At 74.7% G+C, this 15,749-nt stretch carries 13 protein-coding genes and 2 pseudogenes; 5 read left to right on the top strand and 10 right to left on the bottom strand.

Annotated features, from left to right (window positions below; translation table 11 throughout):
• A pseudogene (locus tag ABQ292_RS23245) lies at positions 1–316 on the top strand (UbiA family prenyltransferase); the annotation flags it as partial.
• Positions 317–334: 18 nt separating this feature from the next.
• Here the strand turns inward: ABQ292_RS23245 and ABQ292_RS23240 are convergent.
• The 3 genes from ABQ292_RS23240 to ABQ292_RS23230 form a co-directional block, all read right to left on the bottom strand.
• Positions 335–1,285: a hypothetical protein gene (locus tag ABQ292_RS23240; protein ID WP_369210079.1), complete on the bottom strand. Its 951-nt coding sequence runs from the start codon at positions 1,283–1,285 to the stop codon at positions 335–337.
• Entirely contained in the window at positions 1,282–1,914 is a 633-nt protein-coding gene (locus ABQ292_RS23235; protein ID WP_369210078.1) for an RNA polymerase sigma factor, read from the bottom strand. The genes ABQ292_RS23240 and ABQ292_RS23235 overlap by 4 nt, the downstream gene beginning before the upstream one ends.
• Before the next feature lie 99 nt (positions 1,915–2,013).
• Positions 2,014–3,588 carry a cryptochrome/photolyase family protein gene (locus tag ABQ292_RS23230; protein WP_369210077.1) on the bottom strand — a complete coding sequence of 525 codons (1,575 nt, stop codon included), beginning with the start codon at positions 3,586–3,588 and terminating at the stop codon, positions 2,014–2,016.
• 105 nt (positions 3,589–3,693) lie between these two features.
• Between ABQ292_RS23230 and ABQ292_RS23225 the strand changes: the two genes are divergently transcribed.
• The 3 genes from ABQ292_RS23225 to disA all read left to right on the top strand — a co-directional run bounded on the left by ABQ292_RS23225 (position 3,694) and on the right by disA (position 7,063).
• Positions 3,694–4,404 (top strand): copper chaperone PCu(A)C domain-containing protein, encoded by a 711-nt coding sequence (locus ABQ292_RS23225; RefSeq protein ID WP_369210076.1) that lies wholly within the window; start codon positions 3,694–3,696, stop codon positions 4,402–4,404.
• 53 nt (positions 4,405–4,457) lie between these two features.
• A complete protein-coding gene (radA, locus tag ABQ292_RS23220) occupies positions 4,458–5,831 on the top strand; it encodes a DNA repair protein RadA (protein WP_369210075.1) in 1,374 nt (457 codons plus the stop codon).
• Between the two features lie 143 nt (positions 5,832–5,974).
• Positions 5,975–7,063 (top strand): DNA integrity scanning diadenylate cyclase DisA, encoded by a 1,089-nt coding sequence (gene disA / locus ABQ292_RS23215; protein ID WP_369210074.1) that lies wholly within the window; start codon positions 5,975–5,977, stop codon positions 7,061–7,063.
• A 55-nt stretch (positions 7,064–7,118) separates the two neighbouring features.
• On the opposite strand, the gene ABQ292_RS23210 is transcribed toward disA, so the two are convergent.
• Positions 7,119–7,802: a MucR family transcriptional regulator gene (locus ABQ292_RS23210; RefSeq protein ID WP_369210073.1), complete on the bottom strand. Its 684-nt coding sequence runs from the start codon at positions 7,800–7,802 to the stop codon at positions 7,119–7,121.
• Positions 7,803–7,878: 76 nt separating this feature from the next.
• Here ABQ292_RS23210 and ABQ292_RS23205 point away from each other — a divergent pair, with 76 nt between their 5' ends.
• Positions 7,879–8,781, top strand: coding sequence for an iron-sulfur binding domain-containing protein (locus tag ABQ292_RS23205; protein ID WP_369210072.1), 903 nt, complete (start codon positions 7,879–7,881; stop codon positions 8,779–8,781).
• Between the two features lie 120 nt (positions 8,782–8,901).
• Here the strand turns inward: ABQ292_RS23205 and ABQ292_RS23200 are convergent, their stop codons facing one another.
• From ABQ292_RS23200 to ABQ292_RS23175, 6 genes and pseudogenes are all read right to left on the bottom strand, one after another.
• Complete coding sequence (locus ABQ292_RS23200) at positions 8,902–11,442, bottom strand: ATP-dependent Clp protease ATP-binding subunit (protein WP_369210071.1); 2,541 nt, start codon at positions 11,440–11,442, stop codon at positions 8,902–8,904.
• Positions 11,443–11,789: 347 nt separating this feature from the next.
• On the bottom strand, positions 11,790–12,143 hold the full coding sequence (locus ABQ292_RS23195) for a histone-like nucleoid-structuring protein Lsr2 (RefSeq protein ID WP_369210070.1): 354 nt from the start codon (positions 12,141–12,143) through the stop codon (positions 11,790–11,792).
• Between the two features lie 168 nt (positions 12,144–12,311).
• Positions 12,312–13,814: a lysine--tRNA ligase gene (gene lysS / locus ABQ292_RS23190; protein WP_438940624.1), complete on the bottom strand. Its 1,503-nt coding sequence runs from the start codon at positions 13,812–13,814 to the stop codon at positions 12,312–12,314.
• Positions 13,815–13,860: 46 nt separating this feature from the next.
• The gene (locus ABQ292_RS23185; protein ID WP_369210069.1) at positions 13,861–14,655 is read right to left on the bottom strand and encodes a type III pantothenate kinase; all 795 of its coding nucleotides are present in this window, start codon (positions 14,653–14,655) and stop codon (positions 13,861–13,863) included.
• A 3-nt stretch (positions 14,656–14,658) separates the two neighbouring features.
• Positions 14,659–15,567 (bottom strand): carboxylating nicotinate-nucleotide diphosphorylase, encoded by a 909-nt coding sequence (gene nadC / locus ABQ292_RS23180; protein ID WP_369210068.1) that lies wholly within the window; start codon positions 15,565–15,567, stop codon positions 14,659–14,661.
• Positions 15,564–15,749 (bottom strand): annotated as a pseudogene (locus ABQ292_RS23175) (L-aspartate oxidase); the annotation flags it as partial. The pseudogene ABQ292_RS23175 and the gene nadC, both read right to left, overlap by 4 nt.

Genomic DNA, 15,749 nt, shown 5'->3' with positions numbered 1-15,749 from the left:
CCTGGCCAACGTCGCGCCCGACATCGAGGAGGACATCGCCACCGGGGTGCGCGGGCTGCCGCACCGGCTCGGCGCACGGGTCTCGGCGGTCGCCGGGGCGCTCCTGCTCGGGACGGCGTCGCTGGTCCTGGTGCTCGGCCCGGACGGGCCACCGGCGTGGTGGGGCTGGGCCGGGCTGGTGCTCGCGGTGCCGGCGGTCGCCGTCGCCGCGCTGGCCGGCACGGACCGCTTCCGCCGGCTGGCCTTCCCGGCGGTGCTGCTGCTGACCGTCCTCGACGTGGTGCTGCTGCTGACCGGCGGGGCCGCGCTCACCTGAGCGCGGCCCCGCCCTGGCTCACTTGCGGCCGTTGCCGTTGCCGTTGCCGCCCGCGTTGCCGTTGCCGTTGCCGCTGGCAGTCCCGCTGCCGGTCGCGGCGGGCGCCGGGGCCGGGACGGGGGCGACGGCGGCCGGCTGCTCGGTCACCGGCTGCTGGGGCGCGGGCGCCGCGGCCGGCTCCCGGACGACCGGGGCCGGGGTGGTCCCGCCGTTGCGGGCGGCCTGCCGGTCGGCGTTGCGCTGGTGGGCCGCGTCGCTGACGCGCTGGCCGGTGGACCAGCCGTTGTGCGCGCCCTGGCTGACCCAGTCGCCGAAGGTCTGGCCCTCGGCCGGGCCCGTCGCCCACTCCTCCTCGGTGAGCTCCGGCGCGGCCACGGGCTCCTCGGTGGTCGGCTCCTCGTCCACGGGCTCCTCGACGACCGGCTCCGCGACGGCCGGCTCCTCGACGACCGCGTCGGCGGGCGTGTCGCCGGTGCCGTCCGTGGTGTCCGTCGTGGTGTCCGTGGTGGTGTCCGTGCTGCCGTCCGTGCTCTCGGTGCCGTCCGGCGTGCCGGTGACGACGGTGCTGTCGCCGGACTCCAGGACGGCGGCGTCCTGACCGGGCAGGGCGCCGGCGGTGGCGGCACCGGTGAGGGCGACGGCGACGACGCCGGAGGCACAGGCGGCCTTGGCGACGACACCGGCGGAGGCGATCTTGGCGGCGAGCGTGGTGAGGAGCATGCGGGGTCTCTTCCGTGAGGCCCGGGCGGGTCGCCCGGCCGTCCGCGTGGACGGTTCCGATGTGTCGGTGAGCAGACCGGTCGCCAGCAGCTCGGCCAGGGCCGCGTTCGGCCGCCCGGGCGCCGTGGCGCCGGCCCGGACCGCGTGGGTGAACGCGATCAGGTGCTGCGCGCCCCCGGGCACGGGACGGCCGGCGAGGCTGGCCGCGAAGGCCTCCTCGTCGGTCCGGACGTCGGCTGGCGTGGTCATCTCGCTCCCGTCATCGCCGGGCGGGCGGAGAGGGGTGCGCCCGTCCCCTCGGTCGTCACGTCCGCCTCACCCGTCCGGGGGGCGCCGGCCGGCTCGAGCTCGGCACGCAGCCGGCGCAGGCCGCGCCGCTGCAGCGCCTTGACCGAGCCCACCGAGCGGCCCATGACCTCGGCGACCTGCTCGACGGTGAGGTCGGCGAGGACCCGCAGCAGCAGGACCGAGCGCTGGTCGGCCGGCAGCCCGGCGCACATGCGGTGCACGGTCTCGGTGCCCAGCCGGGCCAGGACGTCGTCCTCCACGTCGCCGCCGGCGGTCTCGGGCAGGACGTCGCCGGCGTCGTCGGCCAGCTGCGGCCGGCGGCTGCGGCGGCGCCAGTCGTCGACCAGCCGGCGGTGGGCGATGGTGAACACCCAGGAGCGCAGCGCGTCCTCGTCGCCGGAGAAGCCGCCCAGGCCGCGGAAGACGGCGAGGAAGGTCTCGCTGGCCAGGTCGTCGGGGTCGAGCGCCCCGTGCAGCCGCAGGTAGCCGGTGACCGCCGGGGACAGGTCCCGGTAGAGCACCTCGAAGGCCCACGCGGCGCCCGCCTGGGCCGCCGCGAGGACGTCGTCGAACGCCGGACCCGTCGCCATCCGCACCTCCCGCCGGGATCCCGTGTGCGGGAGGCATCGGCAGCCGCGGTGCCGAACTGGACCGCCGTCCCCCGGACGGGCGGCCCGGGCGGGCGCGGGTCAGGGTGCGGAGGTGCCCCGGGCGACCTCCTGCTCCACGACGAGCGGGAGGTCCTTCAACCGGTCGAGGCCCTGCAGCGGGCGGCGCATCCGCTGGTTGGCGGCCAGCCGCTCTCGGTTGCGGTCGAGGAAGGCCCAGTAGCCGGCGGTGTACGGGCAGGCGTCGTCGCCCAGGCGGCGCCTGGGGTCGTAGGGGCAGCCGCCGCAGTAGTCGCTCATCCGGTCGATGTAGGCCCCGCCGGCGGCGTAGGGCTTGGTGGCCAGCGCCCCGCCGTCGCCGTGCTGGCTCATGCCGACCACGTTGGCCACCATCACCCAGTCGTAGCCGTCGACGAAGGTGCGGTGGAACCAGTCGGTCATCGCCAGCGGGTCGATCCCGCGCTGCAGCGCGTAGTTGCCGAGCACCATCAGCCGCGGGATGTGGTGCACCCAGCCGTCGCGGCGCAGGTCGCCGAGGACGCCGGACAGGCAGGCGGCGTCGACGGCGGAGTCGTCGAGCTCGGCCATCCAGTCGGGCACCGGCTCCCCCGCCCGCAGGAAGTTGGCGTGGCGGTAGTCCCGGCCGAAGTGCCAGTAGGTGTGCCAGATGTAGTCGCGCCAGCCCATGACCTGGCGGATGAACCCCTCGACGCTGTTGAGCGGCAGCGGGTCGCCGTCGGCGGCGCGGGCCCGGGCGGTGTCCTCGGCGGCGTGCACGACCTCCAGCGGGTCGAGCAGGCCGAGGTTCATCGCCGGCGACAGCAGCGAGTGCGCCAGCCAGCGCTCGCCGGCGAGCATCGCGTCCTCGTGCGGGCCGAAGACGCCCAGCCGCGTCGTGAGGAAGTCGTGCAGCCGGGTGAGCGCCTCCTCGCGGGTGGCGGGGAACAGCCGCGGGCCGTCGTCGCCGACGAAGGAGACCTCACCGTCGGCCTCCCAGCGGTCGAGGTCGGCGCGGACCTGCTCGTCGATCTCGTCCTCGGCCGGCCACCACGGCTCCGGCGCCGGGGAGCGGCCGTCCCGTGGCGGGGGCTCGCGGTTGTCCTGGTCGTAGTTCCACCGCCCGCCCAGCGGCTCGGCACCGTCCATCAGGACGCCGAGACGGCGGCGGGCGTCGCGGTAGAAGTCCTCCATCAGCAGCCGCCGGCCGCCGCGGCCCTCGGCCCAGCGGGCGAACTCGCCCTGGCTGCTGACGAACCCGCGGGCGGCGAGCACCTGCAGACCGGCGCGGCCCAGCACGTGGTCACGGCTGCTCCAGGTGGTGGGCGCGCACACCGACAGCGCCTCCTCGTACCGGTCGAGCGCCTCGGCGTAGGTGGTGACCTGGTGCAGGTGCGCCTGCTCGCCCAGCTCGGCGGCCCGGTGGCGCAGCGCGGAGAGCACGAGGTGCGCCTTCTGCCGGTGGAAGCGGCGGCGGGCGAAGACGGCCTTCGACTCGATGAGCAGCACCGGCTGGTCGGGCGCGTCGAGGAAGTGCGGGCCGAGCTGGTCGGCGAAGGTCCACCGTCGCGTGCCCGGGGCGCGCTCGGGGAAGTCGGCCAGCGCCGGGTCCCGCTCCTGCGCGCCCGGACCGGTCGAGCCGTGACCGGGACGACCCATCTGCCTCACCTCCCGGCGGACATCGTGGGGCGCCGGTTAGGCTCGGCGCGACTCGGCTGCCGAACTCGCGGTGGCCGCGCACGTGCTCGCTGGAGGTCGACCGCTGTGAACCGCGCGCTGCGCGCCACCGTCGTGGGTGCCCTCGTCGTCAGCCCGGTCGCGCTCGGTGCGTGCAGCGCCGGCCAGATCTCGCAGACCGGCACTCAGGACCGCGACAAGGTCGGCCCCCAGGCCCAGGTGGAGGACGTCCTGCTGCGGCAGGTCCTGCTCGCCTACCCCGAGGAGGGCCAGTACGAGGAGGGGGACGACGCCGAGCTGATCGTCACGATCGTCAACGCCTCCAACGAGACCGAGACCCTGACCGGCATCGAGGGCGAGGGCTTCAGCGGGCTGCAGGTGGCCGGCACCGGTCCCACGCCCTCGCCGTCCTCCCCGCCCGGCAACCAGCCCACGGCCACCCCGACCCCGGGCTCCACCGGCGCGACGCCGGGGGGCACCACGGGTGCGACGCCGTCCGCGCCGGCCGCGCCGACCAGCAGCCCCTCCCCGGGGGCGAGCTCGGAGCTGGCCCTGGAGATCCCCGCGGACACCTCGCTCTACGTCGGCCGCGAGGACGGCTCCACGATCACGCTGCAGGACCTCACCGAGCCGCTGACGCCGGGGCAGGACCTGACGCTGACGTTCACCTTCGAGCAGGCCGGCGAGATCACCACCCAGGTGGTCGTGGCCGGTCCCGAGGAGGAGCTCGAGCGCGGCGAGCCCTTCGACTTCCACACCGAGGAAGAGTCCGACGAGCCCAACACCGAGGCGGAGTAGGGACCCGCTGCGAGGTCCCGGGGAGTGTCGGTGGCCGCACCTACCGTGGCGGTGTGCCTCCCTCCGGTGTGAAGTCCGCGCGTCCCGCCCACCGCTGCACCGAGTGCGGCTACGCCTCGGCGAAGTGGATGGGGCGCTGCCCCGAGTGCCAGGCCTGGGGGACGCTGCAGGAGGCCGGTCCGCCGGCGGCCGCGCTGCGGGCGGTCGTGGCCGGCCCGGTCACCGCCCCCGCCCGGCCGATCGCGCAGGTCGAGCTGACCGGTGCGCGCGCGGTCCCCACCGGCATCGCCGAGTTCGACCGGGTGCTGGGCGGCGGTCTGGTCCCCGGGGCGGTCGTGCTCGTCGCCGGTGAGCCGGGGGTGGGCAAGTCCACGCTGCTGCTCGAGGTCGCGCACCGGGTCGCGGCCAGCAACGGCCCGACGCTGGTGGTCTCCGGTGAGGAGTCCGCGGCCCAGGTGCGGCTGCGCGCCGAGCGCATCGACGCCCTGCACGACCGGCTGTACCTGGCCGCCGAGACCGAGCTGTCGGCCGTGCTGGCGCACGTCGAGCAGGTGTCGCCGACGCTCCTGGTCCTCGACAGCGTGCAGACGGTCCGCTCCCCCGCGGTCGACGGGACCGACGGCGGGGCCTCGCAGGTGCGCGCCGTGGCCACCGCGCTGACCGCCGTCGCCAAGTCCCGGGGGATGACCACCATCCTCGTCGGGCACGTCACCAAGGACGGCGCGATCGCCGGCCCGCGGGCGCTGGAGCACCTGGTCGACGTCGTCGTCTCCTTCGACGGCGAGCGGCACTCCACGCTGCGGCTGGTGCGGGCCACCAAGAACCGCTTCGGCCCGGCCGACGAGATCGGCTGCTTCGAGATCGGCGACGGCGGCGTGGTCGGCGTCCCCGACCCCTCGCACCTGTTCGTCTCGCGCCGGACGGCGTCGGTGCCCGGCAGTTGCGTCACCGTCACCATGGAGGGCAGCCGGCCGCTGCTGGCCGAGGTGCAGGCGCTGGTCGCCACCAGTGCCGGCGGCGGCTCGCCCCGCCGGGCGGTCAGCGGGCTGGACTCCCAGCGGGTGGCCATGGTCAACGCCGTCGTCGAGCGGCGCGGTGGGGTCCGGCTGGCCGACGCCGACGTCTTCGCCGCCTCGGTCGGCGGGGTGAAGATCGCCGAGCCCGCGGCCGACCTCGCCCTCGCCCTCGCCATCGCCTCGGCGTCCCGGGACACCCCGCTGCCCGAGGGCGTGATCGCGCTCGGCGAGGTGGGACTGTCCGGGGAGATCCGCCGGGTCGGCGGCACCGCCCGGCGGCTGGCCGAGGCCGCCCGCCAGGGGTACCGCCTCGCGCTCGTCCCGCCCGACGCCGGTCCCGCACCCAAGGGCATGCGGCTGATGGAGGTCCCCGACCTGGGCGCTGCGCTGTCCGGGCTGTTCCCCGGGTGAGGCCGACGGTCGCCCGGGTCACGGTCGCCCCGGAGGTCGCGGCGTACTCCCGGTGATCGTTGCCACCGCACCCCGCTCCCGACCGGCCGGTGGGCGTGCCACGTAGACTCGGCCGCCGGAACACGTCGACGTCAGGAGCGCCCGTGCCCCCCGCTGTGGACTCCGAGGTCGCCCTCCGGGAGCTCCTCGGCCGCATCGCCCCGGGGACCGCGCTGCGTGACGGCCTGGAACGGATCCTGGCCGGCCGGACCGGAGCCCTGATCGTGCTGGGCTACGACCGGGTCGTGGAGTCTATCTGCACCGGCGGCTTCGCCCTCGACGTCGCCCTGTCGGCCACCCGGCTGCGCGAGCTGGCCAAGATGGACGGCGCGGTCATCCTCTCCTCCGACGGGCTGCGCATCGTGCGCGCCGGGGTGCACCTCATGCCCGATCCGACGGTGCCCACCGAGGAGTCCGGCACCCGGCACCGCACCGCCGAGCGGGTGGCCGTGCAGACCGGGTTCCCGGTGATCTCGGTCAGCCAGTCGATGCACATCATCAGTGTCTACGTGGCCCGTCGCCGCTACACCCTCGAGCACCCGACGACCATCCTCGCCCGCGCCAACCAGGCCCTCGCGGCCCTCGAGCGCTACAAGCTGCGGCTCGACGAGGTGGCCAGCACGCTGTCGGCGCTGGAGATCGAGGACCTGGTCACCGTCCGCGACGCGATGAGCGTCAGCCAGCGGCTGGAGATGGTGCGGCGGATCGCCGACGAGATCGAGGGCTTCGTCGTCGAGCTGGGCACCGACGGCCGACTGCTGGCCCTGCAGCTCGACGAGATGCTGGCCGGCGTCGAGGAGGACCGCGCGCTGCTGGTCCGCGACTACCTGCCCAGCGGGGTGGGGCGGCGTCCGCGGAGCATCGAGCAGGTCCTCACCGACCTGCGGGCGCTGTCGGCCACCGAGCTGCTCGACCTGTCCGCGGTGTCCCGCTGCTACGGGCTGCCGACCTCGGCCGAGGCGCTGGACTCCCCGGTCAGCCCGCGCGGCTACCGGCTGCTGGCCCGGGTGCCGCGGCTGCCCGCCGGCATCATCGACCGGCTGGTCGACCACTTCGGCGGCCTGCAGAAGCTGCTGGCGGCCACGATCGAGGACCTGCTGGCCGTCGACGGCGTCGGCGAGGCCCGTGCCCGCGGCATCCGCGAGGGGCTGTCCCGGCTGGCCGAGACCTCGATCCTCGACCGCTACAGCTGAGAAGGACCTCCTGCCCCCGCCGCTCGCACGCTCGCGGCGGGAGCCGGAACGGGCCTCAGGTGATCTGCAGCGGCGCGTCGGGGCTGGTCTTGGTGTCCAGCCGGGCGCGCAGCACGTACTGCCCCGGCGCCACCGGCACCCGCTCGGCCGTGCAGGTCGGCTCGCTGGTCAGCCCGCCCCACACCAGCGGGAACGCCACCTGCTCGCCGGGCGCCAGCGTGCGGGTGTCGCTGCTGGCCTCGGGGAAGCAGTCGTTGCTGCCCCACAGCCGGTTGCCCGCCGCGTCGAGCAGCACCATCTCCTGCAGCCCCTTGTCGAGCACGCGGGTGCACGGCACGGTCGCGGTGTTGGTGACGACCAGCTCGAGGGTCGGCCGGGAGCCCGCCGGCACCGTGCCCGGCGTGCGGACCTCGAGGGTGAGGACGTCGTCACGGCAGACGGCACCGGCCTCCTGCTCGGGAGGCGCCGGCGCGGCCGGGGCGGGCGCCGGGGCGCTGGTGGGCGGTGGGGTCGGGGTCTGCACGCTGGCCAGCGAGGGCACCACGCGGTCGAGCGCCGGGGCGCCGGCAGGCGTCGACGCCGCCGTCGCCTCGGCGGCCGCCGCCTCGTCGTCCGAGCCGGTCAGCAGGGCCACCCCGAGCCACCCACCGCCGCCCAGCAGGGCCAGCAGGAGGGCCAGCACCAGGAGCCGCCGCCGCCAGTAGACGGCGGCCGGCAGGGGCCCGACCGGGTGCAGCACGCCGACGACCGTAGTCGGCGACCGCTCCCCCGCCCATGGCGGCACGCCGCTCCCCGGGCGGGCACACTGGACCCCCGTGGACAGCCCCGCCGCAGCTCCCCCGGTCGCCGCGGAGGCCGGGCCGGGGGACGCCCTCGTCGACTGGTACGACACCGCCGCGCGCGACCTGCCGTGGCGGCGCCCGGACGTGGACCCGTGGGCGGTGCTGGTGAGCGAGGTGATGCTCCAGCAGACGCCGGTCGCCCGGGTCGAGCCGGTCTGGCGGGACTGGGTGGCGCGCTGGCCCACCCCCGCCGACCTGGCCGCCGCGTCGCCGGCCGAGGTCATCCGCGCCTGGGGCAAGCTCGGGTACCCGCGCCGGGCGTTGCGGCTGCGCGAGACCGCCGTCGCCCTCACCGAGCGGCACGGCGGCGCCGTCCCGGCCGACGTCGCGGCCCTGGAGGCGCTGCCGGGCGTGGGGACCTACACCGCCCGGGCCGTCGCCTGCTTCGGCCACGGGCAGCCCCAGCCGGTCGTGGACACCAACGTGCGCCGGGTGGTGGCCCGCCTGGTGCACGGCCGGGCCGACGCCGCGACCGCCCGCGCCTCCGACCTGGCCGACGTCGCGGCGCTGGCCCCGGCCGACCGGGACCGCGCGGTGCGCTTCTCGGTGGCGGCCATGGAGCTGGGGGCGCTGGTCTGCGTGGCCCGGACGCCACGCTGCGCCGTGTGCCCGGTCCGGGACCGCTGCGCCTGGCGGCTGGCCGGCAGCCCGGCGTCCGACGGTCCGCCGCGCCGGGTGCAGCGCTTCGCCGGCACCGACCGGCAGGTGCGTGGCCGGCTGCTCGACGTCCTGCGGGCCGCGGACGGCCCGGTGCCACCTGCGGCGCTGGAAGCCGCCTGGGACGACGCCGCGCAGCGCGCCCGCTGCCTGGACTCGCTGCTCACCGACGGCCTGCTCGAGCAGCTCCCCGACGGCCGGTTCACGCTGCCCGCCTGAGCGCACCGGCGCGTCCTGGCCCACCTCGGCGCGGAGCCCCGGGAACGCGACAGGGGCCGCCTCCCTCGCGGGAGACGGCCCCTGTCGGGTCGTACGAGCCTGGCGCCCCTGAGGGGGTCCTCACTCCTTCTTGAGCGAGGTGGGGCCCTTGCCGTCCTCGTCGTCACCGACCGCCAGGGCGACCGGCGGGGTGTCGGGCACGTCGATCGGCTTGGCCTCGCCGCGGAAGGTGAAGGTCGCGGTCGGGCCCTCGCCCTCCACGTCCACCACGATGATCTGACCGGCGGTGAGCTCGCCGTAGAGGATCTTCTCCGACAGCGCGTCCTCGATCTCGCGCTGGATGGTCCGGCGCAGCGGCCGGGCACCCAGCACCGGGTCGAACCCGCGGTGCGCCAGCAGCTTCTTGGCGTCCTGCGTGATCTCCAGCGACATGTCCTTGTTGGCCAGCTGGCCCTCGACGCGGGCCACCATGAGGTCGACGATCTCGATGATCTCGTCCTCGGTCAGCTGGTGGAACACGACGATGTCGTCGATGCGGTTGAGGAACTCCGGCCGGAAGTGCTGCTTGAGCTCCTCGTTGACCTTGAGCTTCATCCGCTCGTAGTTCGACTGGGTGTCGTTGCCGACCTGGAAGCCCAGACCCACGGCCTTGGAGATGTCCCGCGTCCCGAGGTTGGTCGTGAGGATCAGGATCGTGTTCTTGAAGTCCACGATCCGGCCCTGACCGTCGGTGAGCCGGCCGTCTTCGAGCACCTGCAGCAGCGTGTTGAACACGTCCGCGTGGGCCTTCTCGATCTCGTCGAACAGCACCACCGAGAACGGCTTGCGCCGCACCTTCTCGGTCAGCTGGCCACCCTCGTCGTAACCGACGTAGCCGGGAGGGGCACCGACCAGCCGCGACACGGTGAACCGGTCGTGGAACTCACCCATGTCGATCTGGATGAGCGCGTCGTCCTCGCCGAAGAGGAACTGCGCGAGCGCCTTGGCCAGCTCGGTCTTACCGACACCCGAGGGGCCGGCGAAGATGAACGAGCCACCGGGGCGACGCGGGTCCTTCAGCCCCGCCCGGGTGCGCCGGATCGCCTGGGAGACGCTCTTGATGGCCTCTTCCTGGCCGATGATCCGCTTGTGCAGCTCGTCCTCCATGCGGAGCAGACGGGTCGTCTCCTCCTCGGTGAGCTTGAAGACGGGGATGCCGGTCCAGTTGGCCAGCACCTCGGCGATCTGCTCGTCGTCGACCTCGGCGACGACGTCCATGTCGCCGGCCTTCCACGCCTTCTCCCGCTCGGCCTTCTCACCCAGCAGGGTCTTCTCCTTGTCGCGCAGGGAGGCGGCCTTCTCGAAGTCCTGCGCGTCGATCGCCGACTCCTTCTCGCGACGGATGGTCGCGATCCGGTCGTCGAACTCGCGCAGGTCCGGCGGCGCGGTCATCCGCTTGATCCGCATCCGGGCGCCGGCCTCGTCGATCAGGTCGATCGCCTTGTCCGGCAGGAAACGGTCGGAGATGTAGCGGTCGGCCAGCGTCGCGGCGGCGACCAGGGCGCCGTCGGTGATGCTGATCCGGTGGTGCGCCTCGTACCGGTCGCGCAGGCCCTTGAGGATCTCGATCGTGTGGGTGAGCGTCGGCTCGCCCACCTGGATCGGCTGGAACCGGCGCTCCAGCGCCGCGTCCTTCTCCAGGTGCTTGCGGTACTCGTCGAGCGTGGTGGCGCCGATGGTCTGCAGCTCACCGCGGGCCAGCATCGGCTTGAGGATGCTGGCGGCGTCGATCGCGCCCTCGGCGGCACCGGCACCGACGAGGGTGTGGATCTCGTCGATGAACAGGATGATGTCGCCGCGGGTGCGGATCTCCTTGAGGACCTTCTTCAGGCGCTCCTCGAAGTCACCGCGGTAGCGCGACCCGGCGACCAGCGCGCCGAGGTCGAGGGTGTAGAGCTGCTTGTCCTTCAGCGTCTCGGGGACCTCGCCCTTGACGATGGCCTGGGCCAGGCCCTCCACCACGGCGGTCTTGCCGACGCCGGGCTCGCCGATGAGGACGGGGTTGTTCTTGGTCCGGCGCGAGAGGACCTGCATGACCCGCTCGATCTCCTTGGCCCGCCCGATGACCGGGTCGAGCTTGGAGTCGCGCGCGGCCTGGGTCAGGTTGCGGCCGAACTGGTCGAGGACCAGCGAGGTCGACGGCGTGCCCTCCGAGGGACCGCCGGCGGCGGCCGGCTCCTTGCCCTGGTAGCCGCTCAGCAGCTGGATGACCTGCTGGCGGACGCGGTTGAGGTCGGCACCCAGCTTCACCAGGACCTGGGCGGCGACGCCCTCGCCCTCGCGGATGAGGCCGAGCAGGATGTGCTCGGTGCCGATGTAGTTGTGGCCGAGCTGCAGCGCCTCGCGCAGCGACAGCTCCAACACCTTCTTCGCCCGCGGGGTGAAGGGGATGTGGCCGGAGGGGGCCTGCTGGCCCTGGCCGATGATCTCCTCGACCTGCTGGCGGACGCCCTCGAGCGAGATGCCGAGGGACTCGAGGGCCTTGGCCGCGACACCCTCACCCTCGTGGATCAGGCCCAGGAGGATGTGCTCGGTGCCGATGTAGTTGTGGTTGAGCATCCGGGCCTCTTCCTGGGCCAGGACGACCACCCGACGGGCTCGGTCGGTGAACCGTTCGAACATCTGCTGCTTCTCCTCTGACCGGCTGGTCCGGCACTGTCCTCCCCACGAGCGGGGAGGAGCACCCGACGTCCGTCGGCGCGCTGGGGCACCGGTCTTTCCACTGTAGTCACGGACCACGCCGTCCTGTCGGTGCACGACCGGCGGGGCGGTGGGTGGCTGCCCGGTCCAACCGATGGTGACCGGGTGGTGTTCCGGTGCCGTTACGCCGACAGCGGACGGCGCGTCACGACCCGGGGAAGCCGACGGCCCGGCCCCACGCGGGGACCGGGCCGACGGTCACTTGCTGGAACGGCCTCCCTGCAGGGCCCCGGGCTGAGCCCGCCAAGCCCGGGGGGCAGGGAGGCCCTTCAGTGGGCGGCCTCGTAGGCCTCGACGACGCTGGCCGGGATCCGGCCCCGGTCGCTGACGTTGTGGCCGTTCTTGCGGGCCCAGTCGCGGATGGCGCCGGCCTGCTCACGGTCCATGCGGCCACCGCCGCCGGTGGCACGGGAACGGCCACCACCGGAGGCCCGCCCGCTGCCGCGGCCGACCTTGCGCGCGGCCTGCACGTACCGGGAGAAGGCGTCGCGCAGTTCCTTCGCGTTCTTCTCCGACAGGTCGATCTCGTAGTTCGTGCCGTCGAGGGAGAAGCTCACCGTCTCGTCGGCGGGGAGGTCCTCGTCGAGGTCGTCACTGAGGATGACCTGCACCTTGCGCGCCATTGTCGCTCTTCCTCGCACTCTCCGGCATCGAGCCGGTATCGGATAGTCGTCCGCCTGCTCCGGACACTGCGACCATTCGACCACACAATCGACCGGACGCACCAATCACGTGGAGTGACCCGCCCATTCCGGGGGAGAAATCGCGGCGAAAACGAGAACGGCGTCGTTTCAGGAGAGCGGGCGCACCAATGGGAACAGGATCGTCTCGCGGATGCCGAGGCCGGTGAGCGTCATCATCAGGCGGTCGATGCCCATGCCCACTCCACCGGTGGGCGGCATGCCGTACTCGAGCGCCTCGAGGAAGTCCTCGTCGAGCAGCATCGCCTCCGGGTCGCCGGCCGCGGCCAGCAGCGCCTGCTGGGTGAAGCGCTCGCGCTGCGCGACGGGGTCGACCAGCTCGGAGTAGCCGGTGCCACGCTCGATGCCGCCGATGTAGAGGTCCCACTTCTCGGCCAGCCCGGGCGTCGTCCGGTGTGCGCGGGTCAGCGGTGAGGTGTCGACCGGGTAGTCGACGACGAACGTCGGCGCCTGCAGGGCGTCCTGAACCAGCGCCTCGAACAGCTCCTCGACCACCTTCCCGGGCAGCCACGCCGGGTCGACGCCGACGTCGTGCCGCTCGGCCAGCGCACGCAGCCGCTCGGGCGACGTCTGCGGCGTGACCTCCTCGCCGACGGCGTCGGAGACCAGCGAGTACAGCGGCACGTGCGGCCACTCCCCCGACAGGTCGACCTCGGTGCCGTCGTGGTGGCGCGCGACGAGGTCGCCGAACAGCGCCGTGCAGCTCTCCTGGACCAGCTCCCGCGTGGTGCGGGCGACGTCGCGGTAGTCGGCGTGGGCCTCGTAGAACTCGAGCATCGCGAACTCCGGGGAGTGCGAGCTGTCGGCGCCCTCGTTGCGGAAGTTGCGGTTGATCTCGAAGACCTTCTCCAGCCCGCCGACGATGCACCGCTTGAGGAACAGCTCGGGCGCGATCCGCAGGTACAGGTCGAGGTCGAAGGCGTTCATGTGCGTGCGGAACGGCCGGGCGGCCGCGCCGCCGTGCACGGTCTGCAGCATCGGCGTCTCGACCTCGAGGAAGCCCCGGCCGGTCAGGCCGGCCCGCAGGGCGGCCATCACGGTGGCCCGCTGCCGCACGGTGCGCCGCGCCTCGTCGCGGACGATGAGGTCGACGTAGCGGCGCCGGACCCGCAGCTCCTCGCTCATCGGCCGGTGCGCCACCGGCAGCGGCCGCAGCGCCTTGGCCGCCATCTGCCACGAGTCGGCGAAGACCGACAGCTCGCCGCGCCGCGACGTCCCGACCTCGCCGGTGACCAGCACGTGGTCGCCGAGGTCGACGTCGACCTTCCACGCGGCCAGGGCGGCCTCGCCGACCCGGTCGCGGGAGAGCATGACCTGCAGCTCGGCGTCGCCCTCGCGCAGCGTCGCGAAGCACAGCTTGCCGGTGTTGCGGCTGAAGATCACCCGGCCGGTGACCCCCACCTCCTCGCCGGTCATCGTGTCCGGCGGCAGGTCCGGGTGCGCCTCGCGGACGGCCGCCAGCGTGGTCGTCCGCGGAACGGTGACCGGGTAGGGGTCGACGCCGGCACCGCGCAGCCGGTCGAGCTTGCCGCGGCGGACCCGCATCTGCTCGGGGAGCTCGTCGTCCGGGGGGCCGGGGGGCGCGTCGGTCACGGCGCCCGAGCCTACGGGCGTGCGCCGTGCCACCCCGCCGCGCTCCCTAGCGGCGGCCGGGGGCCTGCTGGCGCTCGAAGGCCAGCCGCAGGCCGTGCACGGTGAGGTCGGGCTCCCGCTCGGCGATCGTCCGGCAGCTGTCGGCCACCAGCGGCGCCAGGCCGCCGGTGGCGACGACGACCGGCGCCGCGCCGAACTGGGCCACGAGCTCGGCGGCGATGCGGGCGACCAGCCCGTCGACCAGGCCGGCGAAGCCCAGCACCAGCCCCGACTGCAGCGCCGCCACGGTGTTCTTGCCGATCGCCTGCGGCGGCACGGTCAGCTCCACCGAGCGCAGCTGCGCCGCGCGGCTGGCCAGTGCCTCCAGGCTCACCTCGACGCCGGGCGCCAGCGCCCCGCCGAGGAACTGCCCGTCGGGGCCGACCGCGTCGACGTTGGTCGAGGTGCCGAAGTCGACGACCACGACCGGCCGGCCGCGGCCGTCGGGCCACCGGCCGAAGAGCTCGTGGGCGGCCAGCGCGGTGACCACCCGGTCGGCGCCGACCTCGCGGGGGTTGTCCACGTGCAGCGGGACGCCGGTGCGCACGCCGGGGCCGATGAGGACCACCGGCACCTCGAGGGAGTCCAGCAGCTGGCGCAGCGCGGGGAGCAGCGCCGGCACGGTGGAGCAGGCGGCGACGCCGGTGACCACGGTGTCGCGCAGCAGCCCGCGCCAGAGCATCCGCAGCTCGTCGGAGGTGGCCCGGGCGTGCGTCGTCACCCGCCAGCAGCCGACCCGCCGGGCGCCGTCGAAGGTGGCCAGCACGGTCTGGCTGTTGCCGACGTCCACGGTGAGCAGCACGGGTCAGCCCGCCCGCAGGTCGAGGGCGAGGTCGAGGATCGGCGAGGAGTGCGTGAGCGCGCCGACCGACAGGAAGTCCACGCCGGTGGCCGCCACCTCGCGGGCGACGGAGAGGGTGAGGCCGCCGGTCGCCTCGAGCTCCGCGCGGCCGCCGACCAGGCCGACGACCTCGCGCAGCTGCGCCGGCGTCATGTTGTCCAGCAGCAGGAAGTCCGCGCCGGCCGCCACGGCCTCGACCGCCTGGGCGGGGGTGTCGGCCTCCACCTGCACCGGCACCCGCGGTGCCCGCTCCCGGACGGCGGCGACGGCGGCGGCCACCGACCCGGCCGCGGCGACGTGGTTGTCCTTGACCATCGCGACGTCGTAGAGGCCCATGCGCTTGTTCGACCCGCCGCCGCAGCGCACCGCGTACTTCTCCAGCGGCCGCAGGCCCGGCGTGGTCTTGCGGGTGTCCAGCACGACGGCGCCGGTGCCCTCGACCGCGTCCGCCCACGCGCGGGTGGCGGTGGCGATGCCGCTGGCCCGGCTGGCGATGTTGAGGGCGCTGCGCTCGGCGGCCAGCAGCGCGCGCACCGGCCCGCGGACGGTGAGCAGCACGTCGCCGCGGGCCACCCGGTCGCCGTCGGCCGCGCCGGCGGTCAGGGTGGCGCCGGGCGCCAGGCGGGTGAAGACGCGCGCGGCCACGGGCAGGCCGGCCACGACGCCGCCGGCGCGGGCGACCAGGTCGGCGGTGCCCAGCTGCGCCGGCGGCACGGTGGCGGCGCTCGTGACGTCGCAGGAGACGGCGAGGTCGGGCGCCCCGGGCAGCACGGCACCGCCGGCGAGGTCCTCGGCCAGCGTGCGCTCGACCAGGTCGTCCACCCACGCCTCGGACAGGCCGGTGCCCTCCAGCGAGCGCGGGTCGGGGCTCACCACGCCGTTCCCGCCGGGGTGCCGACCGGACGGCGGGTCAGCCGCAGCCGGCCGCCGTCGTCGAGACGGACGTCGAGGTGCACGCGCCAGTCGTCGTCGGTGCCGGGGTGGTCCTCGCGCCAGTGGCAGCCGCGGGTCTCCTCGCGGGCGGTGGCCGCGGCGGTCAGCGCGCCGGCGACGGT

The organism is Geodermatophilus maliterrae, from assembly GCF_041018925.1.
Taxonomy (GTDB): domain Bacteria; phylum Actinomycetota; class Actinomycetes; order Mycobacteriales; family Geodermatophilaceae; genus Geodermatophilus; species Geodermatophilus maliterrae.
This window is presented reverse-complemented; position numbering and strand designations above follow the sequence as displayed.

What these genes read in the sequence shown, in the direction of transcription:
- ABQ292_RS23240 (WP_369210079.1), bottom strand. Translation starts at nt 1,285, where the DNA reads ATGACCACGCCAGCCGACGTCCGGACCGACGAGGAGGCCTTCGCGGCC.
- ABQ292_RS23235 (WP_369210078.1), bottom strand. Translation starts at nt 1,914, where the DNA reads ATGGCGACGGGTCCGGCGTTCGACGACGTCCTCGCGGCGGCCCAGGCG.
- ABQ292_RS23230 (WP_369210077.1), bottom strand. Translation starts at nt 3,588, where the DNA reads ATGGGTCGTCCCGGTCACGGCTCGACCGGTCCGGGCGCGCAGGAGCGG.
- ABQ292_RS23200 (WP_369210071.1), bottom strand. Translation starts at nt 11,442, where the DNA reads ATGTTCGAACGGTTCACCGACCGAGCCCGTCGGGTGGTCGTCCTGGCC.
- ABQ292_RS23195 (WP_369210070.1), bottom strand. Translation starts at nt 12,143, where the DNA reads ATGGCGCGCAAGGTGCAGGTCATCCTCAGTGACGACCTCGACGAGGAC.